Raw genomic sequence first — 16,181 nt, 5'->3', positions numbered from 1 at the left:
CTGTGACGCAAGAACGACCAAGCGACAAGGACTCCCACGAAGGAGCCGCGCTGCCGGGGTCGGAAGCGGGCCTGCCCGGCCAGGACCGGCCGCGCACCGACCGCATCGTCTTCGGCGTCACAGCGGTGCTCACCCTCGCCTTCGTGGTCTGGGGCGCCGCGGCGACCGACTCGCTCGAGGACGTCTCCACCAGCATGCTCAGCGGCCTGATGCACAACGGCGGCTGGGCGTTCATGCTGGCCGCCTCCGGCTTCGTCGTCTTCGCGCTCTGGCTGGCGATCAGCCGCTACGGCCGGATCCACCTGGGCGCCGAGGGTGAGGAGCCGGAGTTCCGCACGGTCTCCTGGGTCGCCATGATGTTCAGCGCCGGCATGGGCATCGGCCTGATGTTCTACGGCGTGAGCGAGCCGCTGTCGCACTACGGGACGCCCCCGCCGGGGTCCGACCCGGCCGACTCCGGCGAACGCATGGAGACGGCCATGGCGACCACCCTCTTCCACTGGACGCTCCACCCCTGGGCGATCTACGCCGTGGTGGGCCTCGCCATCGCCTACAGCACCTTCCGCAGGCGCCGCCGGCAGACCATCAGCGCCGTGTTCACCCCGCTCATCGGTTCGAAGAACGCCAACGGCGCCGCCGGCCGGGTCATCGACATCCTCGCGATCGTCGCGACCGTCTTCGGCTCCGCCGCCTCCCTGGGGCTCGGCGCGCTGCAGATCGGCTCCGGTGTGCAGGAGCTGGACTGGATGGACGAGGTGAGCACCGGGCTGCTCGTCACGATCATCGCGGTGCTGACTCTGGCCTTCGTCGCGTCCGCGGTGTCGGGCGTGGAGAAGGGCATCCAGTGGCTGTCCAACACCAACATGGTGCTGGCGCTGGTGCTGGCCCTGTTCGTGTTCGTGGCCGGGCCGACCATCATCGTCCTGGACCTGCTGCCCACCTCGGTCTTCGCCTACCTCGGCGACCTGCCCCAGCTGGCCGGACGCACCGAGGCCAGCGGCGGCGAGGGCGTGGCGGACTGGCTGGGCAGCTGGACCGTCTTCTACTGGGCCTGGTGGATCTCCTGGACGCCCTTCGTCGGCATGTTCATCGCCCGCATCAGCCGGGGCCGCACCATCCGGCAGTTCGTCGGCGGCGTCATCCTCGTGCCCAGCACGGTCAGCCTGATCTGGTTCGCGATCTTCGGCGGCTCAGCGATGAAGATGCAGGAGCAGGGGCAGCTGGGCAAGGAGACGACCCCGGAGGGCCAGCTCTTCGGCGTGCTCCAGCAGTTCCCGATCGCCACCGTGACGAGCCTGCTCGTGATGATCCTGGTCGGCATCTTCTTCGTCTCGGGCGCCGACGCCGCCTCGATCGTCATGGGCACCCTGTCGCAGAAGGGCGCGCTCGAACCGGGCCGGCTGGTCGTGGTGTTCTGGGGCGTGGTCACCGGCGCCGTCGCCGCGATCATGCTCATGGTGGGCAGCGGCCAGGGCGACGCCCTGACCGGCCTGCAGAACCTCACGATCCTCGCGGCGGCACCGTTCGTCGTCGTCATGACGTTCATGTGCGTCGCCCTCATGCGCGACCTGCGCCGCGACCCGGTCATCGTGCGGGAGCAGATGGGCTCCGAGGCCGTCGAACTGGCCGTCATCGAGGGCCACAAGAAGTACGACGGCGAGTTCGAACTCCGCGTCGGCCCGGGCCGCGGCCCGGACGTCGAGGGAGACCCGATCGGCAAGCACTGACGGATCGGCGCCGGCCGAAGGAACCAGGGCGCCCCGGGCCTCCCGCCCGGGGCGCCCTGCCGTCGCACGCCCGGTTCAGCCGGTGACCAGGCGCGCCGCCTCCCGCGCACACCCCCACGCCACCGTGACGCCCGCGCCGCCGTGGCCGTAGTGGTGCACCAGCAGCCGGCCGTCCGGCAGGGCGTCGCGCTCCAGGCGGACCGCCGGGCGGGCGGGCCGCAGACCGACCCGGTGCGCCAGCACCTTCGCCCCGGCGACCTCCGGCCGCAGCGCCGCGCAGCGCGCGACGATCGCCTCGGCCGTCGCGGGGTCGGGCTCCAGCGACCAGTCGTCCTCCTCCGCCGTGCCGCCCAGGACGAGACCGCCGGGCTGCGGGAACAGGTACGCGTACCGCCCGGCCGCGTCGACGGAGACCAGCCATGTGTCGATCCCGGGGTTCTCCACGACGACCAGCTGCCCGCGCACCGGCCGCACCGACGGGTCCGGCACCAGCTCCCGCGCCGCGAGACCCGTGCAGTTGACCACCACTGGCGCGTCGGCCTCGGCGAACGAGGACACCGCACGCGCCTCGACCACCCCACCCGCCGCTTCGAACCGCTCCCGCAGCCACGCCAGATGGGCCGGCATGTCGATCAGCGGCAGCCGCGCCCGCACCCCCGTCCCCGCGTACTCGCCGGCCGTGCTCGCCCGCAGCCCCGGCACCCGCCCGGCAAGCCACCCGGCCACCTCGTCGAGCCGGGTCTCGCCCAGTACCCCTTCGACCATGCGTACGCCGGTGGATCCCGGCCGTCCGGCCAGTTCCGCGTACACCTCCAGCGACCGCAGGGCCCACGCCCGCGCCGCACCGGCCGGCTCGATCCGGTACGGCCACCACAGCGCACCGGCGACGGCGGAGGTGGTGGCCCCGGGGGCGTCCCGTGTCCACAGCCGCACCCGGCGCCCGCCCTCGGCGAGCACCACCCCGGTCGTCAGCCCGACGACCCCGCCACCGACCACCACGATCTCGTCGCTCGCTCCGCCTGCCATGGCCGGACGGTAGCGGAATCCGTCATGCCGTGCTCACATCACGCCCGGTGTGGGGATACTCACTCCATGTGTGCCGAGTACACGACCTTCGGCCTGGCACCCGCGACGCGGGCCGGCGGAGTCCTCAACGGTGGCTACCAGGTCCACCGGGACTTCCTGGACTTCATCGTCGACGGACGCCCGCTGCTGTTCCAGCTCTCCGACCTCGACGCGGTCTCCCCGCTCGCCTCCGACGTCCCACCCGCGATCTTCACCGCCCAGGTGCGCAGCCTGCTCCTGGAGAACCCGGCCCCGCTGCCCGGCGGCCGGTACGTCGTCTACGGCTGTCCGGAGTGCGAGGACCTGGCCTGCGGCGCCGTCACCGCGGTCATCCGCCGCGACGGCGAGGACGTCATCTGGCGCGACTTCGCCTGGCAGACCGAGGAGCACGCCGACCTCGAACGCAACGGCTACCACGGCATCGGGCCGTTCCGCTTCCGCGGCGGCGAGTACCGCACGGCCCTGACCGCCCTGCTCGGCGGTTCCGCCGCCGATCCCCGCCGCCGCGTCCTGCTGATCGGCGACCGCGCCGCCGTCCTGCCCCGGCTCGCCGCCGCGCTGCGCACCATCGGGGTCGGAGCCGACATCGCCCCCGGCGCCGCCGGTGTGCCCGCCGACGAACTGCGCCGCTACGGCGCCGTCGCCGTCGCCCCCGGCACGGGCGAACGGGAACGCGCCGCGGTGCGCCGCGCGTTCGAGCAGGCCCGCGTGCCGGTCGCGCACGTCGACGGCCTCGCCCCGATCGTCCCGCTCCTCGTCGCCCAGGTCGAACACGCCCTGGACCGCAGCCCCGCCGGGCAGCGCCGTCTCACCGGCCTGACCGCCGACGGCGGCGGAGCGGACGTCGAGGTCACCTCCACCTGCCGGGTCACCCTCACCGCGTACCGCCTCGACCGGCTCTCCCGGACCCACACCCACGACCTGTTCGACGGCGTCCTGGAACCGGGCCGCCACCGCCTCGCCCTGGACCCGAAGGCCGTGAAGGGGCGGTCCTACCTCGTCGCCCGCACCACCGGCAGCGTCCTGGCCACGGCCGTGGCCCACGGGACGGCCCACTAGGATCGGCGCTCTGATGACTGCCACCCTCGTCGCCAAGAACCTCGCCGCCGGCCACGGCGACCGCGCCCTGTTCACCGGGCTCGACCTCGTCGTCGCGCCCGGCGACGTCATCGGCCTGGTCGGCGCCAACGGTGCGGGCAAGTCCACCCTGCTCCGGATGCTCGCCGGCCTCACCGCTCCCGAGCAGGGCGAACTGCGCCTGTCCCCGCCGGCCGCCACCGTCGGCCACCTGCCGCAGGAGCCCGACCGCCGCCCCGGCGAGACCGTACGGGCCTTCCTGGCCCGCCGCACCGGCGTCGCCGAGGCGCAGCGGCGCATGGACGAGGCGACGCAGGCCCTGGTCGACGGGGCACCCGGCGCAGACGACGCCTACGCCACGAGCCTGGAGCGCTGGCTCGGCCTCGGCGGCGCCGACCTCGACGAACGCGCCGAGGAGGTCGCCGGCTCCCTCGGTCTCGCCGTCGACCTGGACCAGCCGATGACCTCCCTGTCCGGCGGCCAGGCCGCCCGCGCCTCACTCGCCTCCCTCCTGCTGTCCCGCTACGACGTCTTCCTCCTCGACGAGCCGACCAACGACCTCGACCTGGACGGCCTGGAGCGCCTCGAACGCTTCGTCGGCGGTCTGCGCGCCGGCACGGTGGTGGTCAGCCACGACCGCGAGTTCCTCACCCGCACGGTCACCAAGGTCCTCGAACTCGACCTCGCCCAGGGCGAGATCAACCTCTACGGCGGTGGCTACGAGGGCTACCTGGAGGAGCGGGACGTCGCCCGCCGGCACGCCCGCGAGGAGTACGAGGAGTACGCCGACAAGAAGGCGGCCCTCCAGGGCCGCGCGCAGATGCAGCGCTCCTGGATGGACAAGGGCGTGAAGAACGCGCGCCGCAAGGCGGGCAACGACAACGACAAGATCGGCCGCAAGTTCCGCAGCGAGGCCAGCGAGAAACAGGCCGCGAAGGCCCGCCAGACCCAGCGCATGATCGAGCGCCTGGACGTCGTCGAGGAGCCCCGCAAGGAGTGGGAGCTGCGCATGGAGATCGCGTCGGCGCCCCGGTCGGGCGCCGTCGTCGCGACCCTGCGGGACGCCGAGGTGCGCCGCGGCGGCTTCGTCCTCGGCCCGGTGTCCCTCCAGATCGACTGGGCGGACCGGGTCGCGGTGACCGGCGCGAACGGCGCGGGCAAGTCCACGCTGCTCGCCGCCCTGCTCGGCCGCGTCCCGCTGGACGCCGGACACGCCGCGCTCGGCTCGGGCGTCCTGCTCGGCGAGGTCGACCAGGCCCGCAAGCTGTTCCACGGCGAGGAGACCCTGCTCGACGCGTTCCGCGCGGCCGTCCCGGACACCGAACCGGTCGAGGTCCGCACCCTCCTGGCCAAGTTCGGCCTCACGACGCACCACGTCCTGCGCCCCGCGGCGACCCTCTCCCCGGGCGAGCGCACCCGGGCCGCCCTGGCCCTGCTCCAGGGCCGGGGCGTCAACCTGCTGGTCCTCGACGAGCCGACCAACCACCTGGACCTGCCGGCCATCGAGCAATTGGAGTCGGCCCTCGACGCCTACGAGGGCACTCTCCTGCTGGTCACCCATGACCGCCGCATGCTGGACGCCGTGCGCGTCACCCGCCGCCTGGAGGTGGCGGACGGCAAGGTGACCGAGCGCTAGACGGCCGCCAGCCGCCGCGCGAGGGAGGGGTAGTCGACGACGAACCCCTCCTCGTCGACCTCCAGGTCGCTGCGGAAGTCACCGGAGGCGTACCGGACCCGCCCGGGTGCGAGATACGTGTACGTCTGCCGCGACGGCCGCACCGCCAGGTCCGGCACCGACACCCAGGCCATCAGGAACTCCAGCTCGCCCGGACCCCGGTGCAGCCCGTGCCGCAGCACGGGCATGGTGTTGGTCAGCGGGCACAGCCCGAGATCGCAGTCGAGGGCTCCGTCCACGTGCGGGAGCCGCTCGCCGTCCGCAGTCCAGCCGCCCCCGCCGTCGTGGAGCAGATCGAGCGTGCGGCTGCCGCCGGCGGAGTCGACCGTCACCCGCAGCCGCCGGGTGACGAACCCGTCGGCGGTGTCCAGGTCGTACGTGACCCAGTAGGGCTCCGGGTCGGTGCCGACGGCCCGCCCACGCGCCCGCAGCATGCCGTCCCGCACCTGGACCCAGGCGGTCTCGACGCCCCGGCTCGCGGACACTTCCCAGGTGAGGACGCGTGCGGCAGCCATGACGCCAGTCTAGATCCGCCCCTGCGAGGGCGCGGGGCCGTGGCCGAGGTGCGGCTGCCGCCGCGGGGGCGCGACCAGCCACAACGGACGCGCCCCCGCGGCGGCCCCGGCGGAAAACTCAGCGACGGCCGTTCTTGGGATCGACCAGACCGGCCCTGCGCAGCGCGTCGGCCATCGCACTGTTCCCCGGCGCCGCCGCCTGACGCGACCCGCCGCCCTGGCCCCCGCGGCCACCGCCCTGACCGCCGCGGCCGCCGCCACCGCCCTGCCGCTGCTGCGGCGGGCGCCCGCCCCGCCGGCCGCGCTCGCGCTCGCCGGAGCCGCCGTTCGGCCCGTCCTGCGGGGCCGCCTCGTCGTCCAGGCGCAGCGTCAGCGAGATCCGCTTGCGCGGGATGTCGACGTCGAGGACCTTCACCTTGACGATGTCGCCGGGCTTGACCACGTCCCGCGGGTCCTTGACGAACGTCCTGGACATCGCGGAGACGTGCACCAGACCGTCCTGGTGGACGCCGACGTCGACGAACGCCCCGAAGGCGGCGACGTTCGTCACCACGCCTTCCAGGATCATCCCGGGCGCCAGGTCGGAGATCTTCTCGACGCCTTCCTTGAACGCGGCCGTCCTGAACGCCGGACGCGGGTCGCGGCCCGGCTTCTCCAGCTCCTTGAGGATGTCGGTCACCGTCGGCAGACCGAACGACTCGTCGACGAAGTCCTGCGGCCTGAGCGAGCGCAGCACCGCCGTGTTGCCGATGAGCGCGGCGACTTCCTGCCCGGCCGTCTTCACCATGCGCCGGACCACCGGGTAGGCCTCCGGGTGCACGCTGGAGGCGTCCAGCGGGTCGTCGCCGCCGCGGATCCGCAGGAAGCCCGCGCACTGCTCATAGGCCTTGGGGCCGAGCCGCGCCACCTTCTTCAGCTCACCGCGGGACCTGAACGGCCCGTTCTGGTCGCGGTGCGCCACGATGTTCTCGGCGAGGCCGGAGGTGATGCCGGAGACCCGGGCGAGCAGCGGCGCCGAGGCCGTGTTGACGTCCACGCCCACGCCGTTCACACAGTCCTCCACGACAGCGTCCAGCGAGCGCGACAGCTTCACCTCGGACAGGTCGTGCTGGTACTGGCCGACGCCGATCGACTTCGGGTCGATCTTGACCAGTTCGGCGAGCGGGTCCTGCAGCCGACGGGCGATCGACACGGCGCCGCGCAGCGACACGTCCATGTCCGGGAGCTCCTGGGAGGCGAACGCGGACGCCGAGTACACCGACGCGCCGGCCTCGGAGACCATCACCTTCGTCAGGTTCAGCTCGGGGTGCCTGGCGATGAGTTCCCCGGCGAGCTTGTCCGTCTCGCGCGAGGCCGTGCCGTTGCCGATGGCGATCAGCTCGACCGCGTGCTCCTTCGCCAGCCGGGCCAGCTTGGCGATGGCCTCGTCCCACCGGTTGGCCGGGACGTGCGGGTGGATGACGTCCGTGGCGACGACCTTGCCGGTCGCGTCGACCACGGCGACCTTCACACCGGTACGGAAGCCGGGGTCCAGGCCGAGCGTCGCGCGCGTGCCGGCCGGGGCGGCGAGCAGCAGGTCGCGCAGGTTCGCCGCGAAGACCCGCACGGCCTCGTCCTCGGCGGCCGTGCGCAGGCGCAGCCTGAGGTCGATGCCGAGGTGGACGAGGATGCGGGTGCGCCAGGCCCAGCGGACCGTGTCGGTCAGCCACTTGTCGGCGGGGCGGCCCCGGTCGGCGATGCCGAACCGGTGCGCGACGATCCCCTCGTACGAGGACGGGCCGTCGGTCGGCTCCTCGGGTTCCAGGACGAGGTCGAGGACCTCCTCCTTCTCGCCGCGCAGCATCGCCAGCACGCGGTGCGAGGGCAGCTCGGTGAACGGCTCGGCGAAGTCGAAGTAGTCGGCGAACTTGGCGCCCGCCTCCTCCTTGCCCTCGCGCACCTTGGCGACCAGCCGTCCGCGCACCCACATGCGTTCGCGCAGTTCGCCGATCAGGTCGGCGTCCTCGGCGAACCGCTCGGTGAGGATCGCCCGGGCGCCGTCGAGGGCGGCCTGCGGATCGGCCACGCCCTTGTCCGCGTCGACGAACGCGCCGGCCGCGGCGAGGGGTTCGACGGCCGGATCGCCGAGCAGCCCTTCCGCCAGCGGCTCCAGGCCCGCCTCGCGCGCGATCTGTGCCTTGGTGCGCCGCTTGGGCTTGAACGGGAGGTAGATGTCCTCCAGGCGCGCCTTGGTCTCCGCGCCCCGGATCCGGGCCTCCAGCTCCTCGGTGAGCTTGCCCTGCTCGCGCACCGAGTCCAGGATTGCGGCCCGCCGCTCCTCCAGCTCCCGCAGGTAGCGCAGCCGCTCCTCGATCGTGCGCAGCTGCGCGTCGTCGAGCATCTCGGTCGCTTCCTTGCGGTAACGGGCGATGAAGGGCACCGTGGAACCGCCGTCGAGCAGTTCCACGGCGGCCCTGACCTGCCGCTCCCGTACGCCGAGCTCCTCGGCGATCCTGCCTTCGATGGACCCTGCCTGGATGGACCCGTTGGACCCGGGTGTCGTCACGATCCCGTACCGCCTTCTCCACTGAGGTTGCGCGGCAATTGTGGCAGGTGACACCGGCACCCGGGGATCAGGGCGGCACGCGGCGGGCCGCCGGTCCGGTCAGGCCCTGCGGCTGCGGGTGGAGGACGAGGCCCCGCCGAACAGCCGGGCCAGGGCCCGGAAGGGCAGCGTCACGACGGTGGCGATGGCCCCGCCGATCTGGCGCAGCACGTCTGCGATAGCACGGAACACGAAAATCCCCTTTCTCCGCTCCCGGCCGCGACGGCCGGTACGGAACGGGTACCGCGCAGACGCCTCACCATGCGTGACGGCCGGACACACGTGCCCGGCCGGGTCCCGGGTGAGGGGGAGGGGCCTGCCGGTCACGCCCCGGGGGAGAGGGGAGACCTGCCGGAACGTCCCGTCAGCCCTTGCCGATCAGGTCCGCCGGGAACGCCCCCGCCAGGACCGCGGCCCGCGCGAACCCTCCGCCCAGCTCGGTCAGCCGGGCCACGCCCTCGGGCCCGAGGTGCTCGTACGGGGCCCGGTCGAGCCGGTCCGTCTCCTGCTCGATCTCGTTGCGCAGGGCGGCGCCCCGCTCGGTGAGTTCGCCGCTGCCGTCCAGCAGGCCGCGCTCGCGCAGCCGGTCCGAGGCCGCGTCCCAGTCCTCCCGGCTCCAGCCCCGGGTGGTGAACACCCACTTCGGCGTCATGCCCTTGCCCGTGGCCGTGTGCGTCACCAGCGCCTCGAGGCCGTCCAGTCCGGCGGACATCAGGGCGGCCAGATGCCCGTCGCCCCGGTGCTCGCGCAGCAGGGTCGCCGCGTGCCAGTACGCGAGGTGCGGCTCCTCGGGGACGGGCAGGTCGGCGTGGGCCGCGTACAGCGGCCGGGCCTCGCGCGTACAGGCCTCGGCGGCCCGCAGGGCGAGCCCGGCGGCCTCGGCCATCTCGGCCGACGCCAGCGCCTCGGGCCCGAGCAGCCGGCGCAGGGTCGCGTCCACGGCACGCGCGCGTGCGGCCAGCACCCGGCCGGGCGCCGCGGTCTGCCACACCGCGGGCACGTGCCGGGCCACCAGCTCGTACTTGTAGTTGTAGAAGGCCGCCGCGACGGCTCCGGCGCCGACCGGCCCGAAGGCGGCGGCGCGCACGGCGAAGTTCACGGCCCTGGGGTCGGTGATCCCGACGGTGCCGGCTTCCCGGCCCAGGTCCGGCGAGAAGTAGTGCGTCGCGTGCAGGGAGTTGAGCACGTTGTGGCAGCGCCGGCCGGCGCGCGGCTCCAGAGCGGCAGTCGTCATGCCGCGCAGGTTACCAACCGCTTGGTATGACCTCCATGGCTGCGCCGGCCATGGCAGGAAAGGTGGGGGACTCGTCATTGCGGCCACCCCTCGCACCCGCGCACCATCGACGGCATGGCCCAGCGCACGGTTCTCGCCGTCCTCTACGACGGCGTGCAGAGTCTCGACGTCTCCGGACCGGTGGAGGTCTTCGCGGGCGCGGAGCTGCTCGCCCCCGGGACCTACCGGATCCGCACGGCGTCCCTGGACGGCGCGCCCGTGCGGACCACCAGCGGCCTGACCCTGGTGCCCGACACGCCCCTGGCCGCCGCGCCGGACCCGGACGTCCTGCTGGTCCCCGGCGGGACGGGCGGGCTGCGGCCGGACCCGCGGCTGGTCGGCTGGGTGCGCGAGCACGGACCGCGGGCGGGGCGGCTGGTCTCCGTGTGCACCGGCGCGACGGTGCTGGCGGCGGCCGGGCTGCTGGACGGCCGGCGCGCCACGACCCACTGGGCGTACTGCGACCGGCTCGCCCGGGACCATCCGGCCGTCGAGATCGACCCCGACCCGGTCTACGTGCGCGACGGGCCCGTCGCCACCTCGGCCGGGGTCACCGCCGGCATCGACCTCGCCCTGGCGCTGGTCGAGGAGGACCTGGGCCGCGAGGTGGCCCTCACCATCGCCCGGCACCTCGTGGTCTTCCTGCGCCGGCCGGGCAACCAGGCCCAGTTCAGCGCCCAGCTCGCGGCCCAGACCGCCCGGCGGGAGCCCCTGCGCGAGGTGCAGCGGCACATCGCCGACCGCCCCGACGCCGACCTCTCCGTCACGTCCCTCGCCGCCCGGGCCCGCCTCTCGCCCCGTCACTTCGCCCGTGCCTTCCGCGCCGAGACCGGCATGACGCCCGGCCGCTACGTGGACCGGGTCCGCCTCGAACACGCCCGGCGCCTGCTGGAGGACACGGCCGACGGCGTGGAGGAGATCTCCCGCGCCAGCGGCTACGGCACCCCTGAGGCCATGCGCCGCGCCTTCGTCAAGGCCCTGGGCACACCCCCGGCGGAGTACCGCCGCCGCTTCCGCCCGGCGACCGCGCCCTGAACCCGGGGCGAGCCCGACACCGACACGAAAGGGCCCCATGCAGATCGCCATCGTCCTCTACGACCGCTTCACCGCCCTCGACGCCGTCGGCCCGTACGAGACCCTCGGGCGGCTCCCGGGCGCGCAGACCGTCTTCGTCGCCGAGCAGGCCGGTCCGGTGCGCAGCGACACCGGCAGCCTCGCCCTCACCGCCGACCGCGCCCTGGCCGACGTGCCGGACCCCGACATCGTCGTCGTGCCCGGCGGCCCCGGCCCGCTCCCGCTGGCGGCGGACGGCCCTGTGCTGTCCTGGCTGCGCTCCGCCGACGCCACCAGCACCTGGACGACGTCCGTGTGCACCGGCTCCCTGCTGCTCGCCGCCGCCGGGCTCCTGCGGGGCCGCCGCGCGACCTCCCACTGGCTGGCCCTGGAGGAGCTGGCACGCCTCGGCGCCGAACCGACGGGGGAGCGGGTGGTCACCGACGGCAAGTACGTCACCGCCGCGGGCGTCTCCGCCGGCATCGACATGGGACTGACCCTGCTCGGCCGGATCGCGGGCGACGACCACGCCCGCATCGTCCAGCTCGCCACCGAGTACGACCCGCAGCCGCCCTACGACGCCGGTTCGCCGGAGAAGGCCCCCGCGCACCTCGTCGACCTGGTGCGCAGCCACGCCGGGCTCATCCTGACGTAGGCACCCTCCAGCCGAACCGCGGCTGCCGGCGCTCCAGGAACGCGGCGACCCCCTCGGCGGTGTCGCCGCTCCCGCGGGCCTGCCCCGCCCAGTGTGCGTCCCGGTCGGTGCGACCGTCCGCGAACTCCTTGGCCGCCGCCTGCGTCAGCTGCGAACGGGACACCAGGACCCGGGCGAACCCGGCGACCCGCTCGCCGAGTCCGCCCTCGGGCAGGACCTCGTCGACGAGGCCGGTGCGCAGCGCCCGCTCCGCGTCGATCAGCTCCCCGGAGAACAGCAGGTACTTGGCCGTGGCCGGCCCCACCAGGGACACCAGCCGCCGGGTCGAGGACGAGGGGTACACGATGCCGAGCTTCGCGGGCGTCACCCCGAACAGCGCGCCCTCCTCGGCGAACCGCAGATCGCAGGCCGCCGCCAGCTGGGCGCCGCCGCCCACGCAGTGCCCGCGGATCGCCGCGAGCGTCGGCTTGGGGAACGCCGCGAGCGCCTCCTCGGCGTCCACGGCCAGCCCCTGCGCCTCCTGCGGCGAGCCCCGCAGCGTGGAGATGTCGGCCCCGGCGCAGAACGTCCCGCCCTCTCCGGTGAGCACCAGGACCCGCACGGCGGGGTCGTCCGCCAGCCGGGCGAGCAGCGGCGGCAGGGCGCGCCACATCTCGGCCGTCATGGCGTTGCGCTTCTCCGGGCGGCGGATGACGACCGTCGCGACCGACTCGGCCACACGGTGCTGCAGCTGCGGGATCATGCGCCGGATGCTATCCGCAGCGCAAACCCGTACAACCCGAATAGTTCGCCGAGACGGCACAACAAGGACAGGACCAGTCCCACAACTGACCGTGTCATACGCCAACGGTCAGAAGTGCTCGATACCTGCTGACTTCTGTTCAGCCCCGGGGGCGGGAGCGCATCGTTACCAACACTCGACGTGTGGCGACAATCGAGCGCGAGGGTGGCGACCGGACGATGGACGACGACGGGCGTGGGTTCGGCCCACGCCCAGAGGGCGGCGCGGCGCCCCTCGGTGCCGGGCCCGCGGATCCGCTGCCGTACGAAGGGGTCTGGCGGTTCACCGCACCGGCCGTCGACGCCTCGGTCCCGCAGGCGCGGCACGCCGTGCGGGACCTGCTGCGGCGCCAGCGGGTACCGGTCCCGGACGACCTGGCCCAGGGCCTGCTGCTGATCGTCTCGGAACTGGTGACGAACGCCGTCAAACACGCGGCCGTGCTGTCACCGACGATCACGGTCGAACTGGCCGTCGGCGCCGAGTGGCTGCGCGTGTCCGTCGAGGACAACCATCCGTACCGGCCCACGGCGCTGGAGACGGACCACGGCCGGACCGGCGGCCGCGGCCTGCTCCTGGTCCGCGAGATCACGCGCGAGGCGGGCGGTGTGTGCGAGGTCGAGCACACCGCGAGCGGCGGCAAGGTGATCTGGGCCGCCCTGCCGCTCCAGCCCGCCCGTCCCTTCTAGACCCCGCCGGCGCGCCCTGGTCTCACCAGCCCGCCGAGGCGCCCGTCAGCTCCCTGATCGCCGGGCGGGCCGCGTCCAAGACCGTCATGAACCAGGACGAGAAGGTGTCCCTGGCGTGCCGCTCCGCCAGCTCGGGCGGCGTCACGAACGCCGTCGACGCCACCTCCTGGGGGTCCGGCCGCAGCACGGCCTGCACCATGCCGACGAAGAGGTGGTTGTACTCCTGCTCCACCAGCCCCGACTCCGGGTCCGGGTGGTTGTAGCGGACCGTGCCCGCCTCGGCCAGCAGGGAGGGCGAGGCGCCGAGCTCCTCGAAGGTGCGTCGCGCCGCCGCCGCGAAGGGCGCCTCACCCGGATACGGATGGCCGCAGCAGGTGTTCGACCACACGCCGGGGGAGTGGTACTTGCCCAGCGCGCGCTGCTGGAGCAGCAGCCGCCCGTACTCGTCGAAGAGGAACACGGAGAACGCGCGGTGCAGCTGTCCGGGCGGCTGGTGGGCGGCGAGCTTCTCCGCGGTGCCGATCGTCACGCCGTCCTCGTCGACCAGTTCCAGCAAAATCGCCTCTGCGGTGCCGCTCGACGGGCTGTGCGTCGCGGTGGCAGGTGTGATCGGCATACCCATCCTTCACATCGGTCTTCGCGCCCCAAGTCTGCCGTACGAATCCGGCACTCCCGGCACTTCGCTGCCGCCCGCATGTCCCGCGCGGCGGCGCGGGGGAGCGCGGCCGGCGCCGCTGGGACGCCGGGACAGGGACCCAGGTAGGGGATCGTGCCCGGCCCGATGGGCCGAAAATCGTCCTCGCCGGCCCGGTGAGAGCCCGGGCGCGGGCGCGCGCCGGAGGGCTGTGTACCCCGGCGCACACCGGTGGCCGCGCGCCCCACCGGTCCCGTCAGTGGCACAGGTGCGCCTCGTGCTCCGCGTGCCCGCCCGGCTCCAGCTGGAAGGTGCAGTGCTCCACGTCGAAGTGGTCGCCCAGGCAGTTCTGCAGCTCGTGCAGCATCTTCTCGTGGCCCGTGGCGCTCAGCGCCTCCGAGTCGACCACCACGTGCGCCGACAGCACCGGCATGCCCGAGGTGATCGTCCAGGCGTGCAGGTCGTGGACGTCCTGCACCCCGTCCGTGGCCAGGATGTGCGCCCGCACCTCCGCCATGTCGACGCCCTTGGGGGCCGCCTCCAGCAGCACGTCGAGGGTCTCGCGCAGCAGCTTCAGGGTCCGCGGCACGATCATCAGCGCGATGACCAGGGAGGCGATCGGGTCGGCCGCCTGCCAGCCCGTGAGCATGATCACCCCGGCGGAGACGATCACCGTGACCGACCCCAGCGCGTCCGCCGCCACCTCCAGGAACGCGCCGCGCACGTTCAGGCTCTCCTTCTGGCCGCGCATCAGCAGCGCCAGTGACACCAGGTTCGCGACCAGGCCGATCGCACCGAACAGCAGCGCCAGCCGGCCCTCGGTCTGCGCCGGGGTGAGGAAGCGCTGCACCGACTCGTAGACGACGTACCCGCCTGCTCCCAGCAGCAGCAGGCAGTTGGCCAGGGCGGCGAGGATCTCGGCGCGCGCGTAGCCGAACGTGGCCCGCGCGCTCGGCGGGCGGTTCGCGAAGTGGATCGCGAGCAGGGCCATGGCCAGGCCCAGCGCGTCCGTCGCCATGTGTGCCGAGTCCGCGACCAGCGCCAGCGAGTCGGCGAGGACACCGCCGACGATCTGGACCGCCACGACGCCGAGCGTGATCGCCAGCGCGACCCGCAGCCGGCCCCGGTAGGCCGAGGTGGCCGTACCGCCGCCCGGCCCGCCGTGCGCGTGCCCGTGATCGTGCCCAGCCCCCATGAAAAGCCACCCTCCAGCATCCGTCCGATCGTGCTCGGGCCCCCCAGTGAACTACGGGGAGGGGGTATGCGCAACGCGGCACTGAACACCGTTGTCATGTGCCCTGACCTGCGGAAACGATGCGCAGGTCAGGGTGCTCTCAATGGGCCGGAGCGCTCTCGGTGGGCCGGGAGCCGTGGTGCAGCAGCCAGCCCCGCCACGCCGACTCGGCCATCTCCCGCACGCCGCGCCGGGCCGTCCAGCCGAGTTCCGCGGCCGCCAGGGACGCGGAGGCCACCGCCCGGGGCGCGTCCCCGGGACGGCGCCCCTCGACCACCGGGGGCCGCCGGTCGCCGGTGACCTCGCCGATCACCGTGATGAGTTCGCGCACCGAAACCCCCTCACCGCGGCCGATGTTGACGGTCAGGTCACCCGTGACACCGTCCCCGGAGAGCCGCCGTGCCGCCGCGAGGTGCGCCTCGGCCAGGTCGGCCACGTGGATGTAGTCACGGACGCAGGTGCCGTCCGGGGTCGGGTAGTCGTCGCCGAAGATCCGGGGCGCCTCGCCGCGGGTCAGCCGGTCGAAGACCATCGGGACGATGTTGAACACCCCGGTGTCCGCCAGTTCGGGTGCGGCCGCCCCGGCCACGTTGAAGTAGCGCAGGCACACGGTGGAGATCCCGTGCGCCCGGCCCGCCGCCCGCACCAGCCACTCCCCGGCGAGCTTGGTCTCGCCGTACGGGTTCACCGGGGCGCAGGGCGCGTCCTCCGTGATGAGGTCCACCCCCGGGTCGCCGTACACCGCCGCCGACGACGAGAACACGAACCGCCGGATGCCCGCCCCGGCCACCGCGTCCAGCAGCGTCGCCAGGCCGCCCACGTTCTCCCGGTAGTACCGCGTCGGCTGCGCGACGGACTCGGCGACCTGCTTGCGCGCCGCGAGATGCACCACACCCGTCACGCCGTGCTCCGCGAACACCCGCTCCAGCAGCGCCCCGTCGAGGGAGGAGCCCCGCACGAGCGGGACGCCGGACGGCAGCCGCGCGGGCACCCCGGCCGAGAGGTCGTCCAGGGCGAGGACGCGCTCCCCGGCCTCCGTCATGGCCCTGGCCACATGGGCCCCGATGTAGCCGGCCCCGCCGGTGATCAGCCAAGTCATGGTCGCCCACCCTATGCCGCCACCGCCGCGCACGGCGCAATGTCCCCGATGTCCGGTACGGGAGGCGGAGTTTGTGGGGCGACCCCCGGATCCCCGATGATGATCGCGGCAAGGGCTTGGGCG

The 16,181-nt window shown here is 73.8% G+C and carries 15 protein-coding genes; 6 read left to right on the top strand and 9 right to left on the bottom strand.

From position 1 onward, the window contains the following. Positions 1-2 precede the first annotated feature (2 nt). The gene (locus tag ACF07N_RS21185) at positions 3-1,727 is read left to right on the top strand and encodes a BCCT family transporter (RefSeq protein ID WP_392115097.1); all 1,725 of its coding nucleotides are present in this window, start codon (positions 3-5) and stop codon (positions 1,725-1,727) included. Between the two features lie 75 nt (positions 1,728-1,802). On the opposite strand, the gene ACF07N_RS21180 is transcribed toward ACF07N_RS21185, so the two are convergent. Next, entirely contained in the window at positions 1,803-2,753 is a 951-nt protein-coding gene (locus tag ACF07N_RS21180) for an NAD(P)/FAD-dependent oxidoreductase (RefSeq protein ID WP_392115095.1), read from the bottom strand. Between the two features lie 66 nt (positions 2,754-2,819). Here ACF07N_RS21180 and ACF07N_RS21175 point away from each other — a divergent pair, with 66 nt between their 5' ends. Continuing rightward, complete coding sequence (locus ACF07N_RS21175) at positions 2,820-3,851, top strand: oxidoreductase (protein ID WP_392115092.1); 1,032 nt, start codon at positions 2,820-2,822, stop codon at positions 3,849-3,851. 13 nt (positions 3,852-3,864) lie between these two features. After that, a complete protein-coding gene (locus ACF07N_RS21170) occupies positions 3,865-5,505 on the top strand; it encodes an ABC-F family ATP-binding cassette domain-containing protein (protein WP_392115089.1) in 1,641 nt (546 codons plus the stop codon). Here the strand turns inward: ACF07N_RS21170 and ACF07N_RS21165 are convergent. The 4 genes from ACF07N_RS21165 to ACF07N_RS21150 form a co-directional block, all read right to left on the bottom strand. Next, on the bottom strand, positions 5,502-6,059 hold the full coding sequence (locus tag ACF07N_RS21165) for a putative glycolipid-binding domain-containing protein (RefSeq protein ID WP_392115086.1): 558 nt from the start codon (positions 6,057-6,059) through the stop codon (positions 5,502-5,504). The genes ACF07N_RS21170 and ACF07N_RS21165 overlap by 4 nt on opposite strands. A gap of 118 nt (positions 6,060-6,177) precedes the next feature. Then, a complete protein-coding gene (locus ACF07N_RS21160; protein ID WP_383321041.1) occupies positions 6,178-8,604 on the bottom strand; it encodes a Tex family protein in 2,427 nt (808 codons plus the stop codon). Positions 8,605-8,703: 99 nt separating this feature from the next. Beyond that, positions 8,704-8,835 carry an LPFR motif small protein gene (locus tag ACF07N_RS21155; RefSeq protein ID WP_252100478.1) on the bottom strand — a complete coding sequence of 44 codons (132 nt, stop codon included), beginning with the start codon at positions 8,833-8,835 and terminating at the stop codon, positions 8,704-8,706. A gap of 172 nt (positions 8,836-9,007) precedes the next feature. After that, positions 9,008-9,877 (bottom strand): hypothetical protein, encoded by an 870-nt coding sequence (locus ACF07N_RS21150; RefSeq protein WP_392115082.1) that lies wholly within the window; start codon positions 9,875-9,877, stop codon positions 9,008-9,010. A 114-nt stretch (positions 9,878-9,991) separates the two neighbouring features. On the opposite strand from ACF07N_RS21150, the gene ACF07N_RS21145 reads away from it, so the two are divergent. Then, positions 9,992-10,951: a GlxA family transcriptional regulator gene (locus tag ACF07N_RS21145; protein ID WP_383321035.1), complete on the top strand. Its 960-nt coding sequence runs from the start codon at positions 9,992-9,994 to the stop codon at positions 10,949-10,951. Positions 10,952-10,988: 37 nt separating this feature from the next. After that, entirely contained in the window at positions 10,989-11,624 is a 636-nt protein-coding gene (locus ACF07N_RS21140; RefSeq protein WP_383321032.1) for a DJ-1/PfpI family protein, read from the top strand. On the opposite strand, the gene ACF07N_RS21135 is transcribed toward ACF07N_RS21140, so the two are convergent. Then, the gene (locus ACF07N_RS21135) at positions 11,611-12,366 is read right to left on the bottom strand and encodes an enoyl-CoA hydratase/isomerase family protein (protein WP_392115078.1); all 756 of its coding nucleotides are present in this window, start codon (positions 12,364-12,366) and stop codon (positions 11,611-11,613) included. The two genes, ACF07N_RS21140 and ACF07N_RS21135, sit on opposite strands and share 14 nt — an antisense overlap. A gap of 218 nt (positions 12,367-12,584) precedes the next feature. On the opposite strand from ACF07N_RS21135, the gene ACF07N_RS21130 reads away from it, so the two are divergent. Further along, positions 12,585-13,091 carry an ATP-binding protein gene (locus tag ACF07N_RS21130; RefSeq protein ID WP_392115840.1) on the top strand — a complete coding sequence of 169 codons (507 nt, stop codon included), beginning with the start codon at positions 12,585-12,587 and terminating at the stop codon, positions 13,089-13,091. Between the two features lie 22 nt (positions 13,092-13,113). On the opposite strand, the gene idi is transcribed toward ACF07N_RS21130, so the two are convergent. The 3 genes from idi to galE all read right to left on the bottom strand — a co-directional run bounded on the left by idi (position 13,114) and on the right by galE (position 16,058). Continuing rightward, positions 13,114-13,707 carry an isopentenyl-diphosphate Delta-isomerase gene (gene idi / locus ACF07N_RS21125; protein WP_383321024.1) on the bottom strand — a complete coding sequence of 198 codons (594 nt, stop codon included), beginning with the start codon at positions 13,705-13,707 and terminating at the stop codon, positions 13,114-13,116. 274 nt (positions 13,708-13,981) lie between these two features. After that, positions 13,982-14,920 (bottom strand): cation diffusion facilitator family transporter, encoded by a 939-nt coding sequence (locus tag ACF07N_RS21120; protein WP_383321021.1) that lies wholly within the window; start codon positions 14,918-14,920, stop codon positions 13,982-13,984. Between the two features lie 139 nt (positions 14,921-15,059). Further along, positions 15,060-16,058, bottom strand: coding sequence for a UDP-glucose 4-epimerase GalE (galE, locus tag ACF07N_RS21115; RefSeq protein WP_392115074.1), 999 nt, complete (start codon positions 16,056-16,058; stop codon positions 15,060-15,062). Positions 16,059-16,181: the final 123 nt, after the last annotated feature.

Origin of the sequence: Streptomyces sp. NPDC015242, from assembly GCF_043079125.1 — a bacterium.
Classification (GTDB): domain Bacteria; phylum Actinomycetota; class Actinomycetes; order Streptomycetales; family Streptomycetaceae; genus Streptomyces.
This window is presented reverse-complemented; position numbering and strand designations above follow the sequence as displayed.

What these genes read in the sequence shown, in the direction of transcription:
- ACF07N_RS21170 (WP_392115089.1), top strand. Translation starts at nt 3,865, where the DNA reads ATGACTGCCACCCTCGTCGCCAAGAACCTCGCCGCCGGCCACGGCGAC.
- ACF07N_RS21135 (WP_392115078.1), bottom strand. Translation starts at nt 12,366, where the DNA reads ATGATCCCGCAGCTGCAGCACCGTGTGGCCGAGTCGGTCGCGACGGTC.
- ACF07N_RS21120 (WP_383321021.1), bottom strand. Translation starts at nt 14,920, where the DNA reads ATGGGGGCTGGGCACGATCACGGGCACGCGCACGGCGGGCCGGGCGGC.
- ACF07N_RS21180 (WP_392115095.1), bottom strand. Translation starts at nt 2,753, where the DNA reads ATGGCAGGCGGAGCGAGCGACGAGATCGTGGTGGTCGGTGGCGGGGTC.
- ACF07N_RS21165 (WP_392115086.1), bottom strand. Translation starts at nt 6,059, where the DNA reads ATGGCTGCCGCACGCGTCCTCACCTGGGAAGTGTCCGCGAGCCGGGGC.
- ACF07N_RS21140 (WP_383321032.1), top strand. Translation starts at nt 10,989, where the DNA reads ATGCAGATCGCCATCGTCCTCTACGACCGCTTCACCGCCCTCGACGCC.
- ACF07N_RS21145 (WP_383321035.1), top strand. Translation starts at nt 9,992, where the DNA reads ATGGCCCAGCGCACGGTTCTCGCCGTCCTCTACGACGGCGTGCAGAGT.
- galE (WP_392115074.1), bottom strand. Translation starts at nt 16,058, where the DNA reads ATGACTTGGCTGATCACCGGCGGGGCCGGCTACATCGGGGCCCATGTG.
- ACF07N_RS21175 (WP_392115092.1), top strand. Translation starts at nt 2,820, where the DNA reads ATGTGTGCCGAGTACACGACCTTCGGCCTGGCACCCGCGACGCGGGCC.
- idi (WP_383321024.1), bottom strand. Translation starts at nt 13,707, where the DNA reads ATGCCGATCACACCTGCCACCGCGACGCACAGCCCGTCGAGCGGCACC.
- ACF07N_RS21130 (WP_392115840.1), top strand. Translation starts at nt 12,585, where the DNA reads ATGGACGACGACGGGCGTGGGTTCGGCCCACGCCCAGAGGGCGGCGCG.
- ACF07N_RS21150 (WP_392115082.1), bottom strand. Translation starts at nt 9,877, where the DNA reads ATGACGACTGCCGCTCTGGAGCCGCGCGCCGGCCGGCGCTGCCACAAC.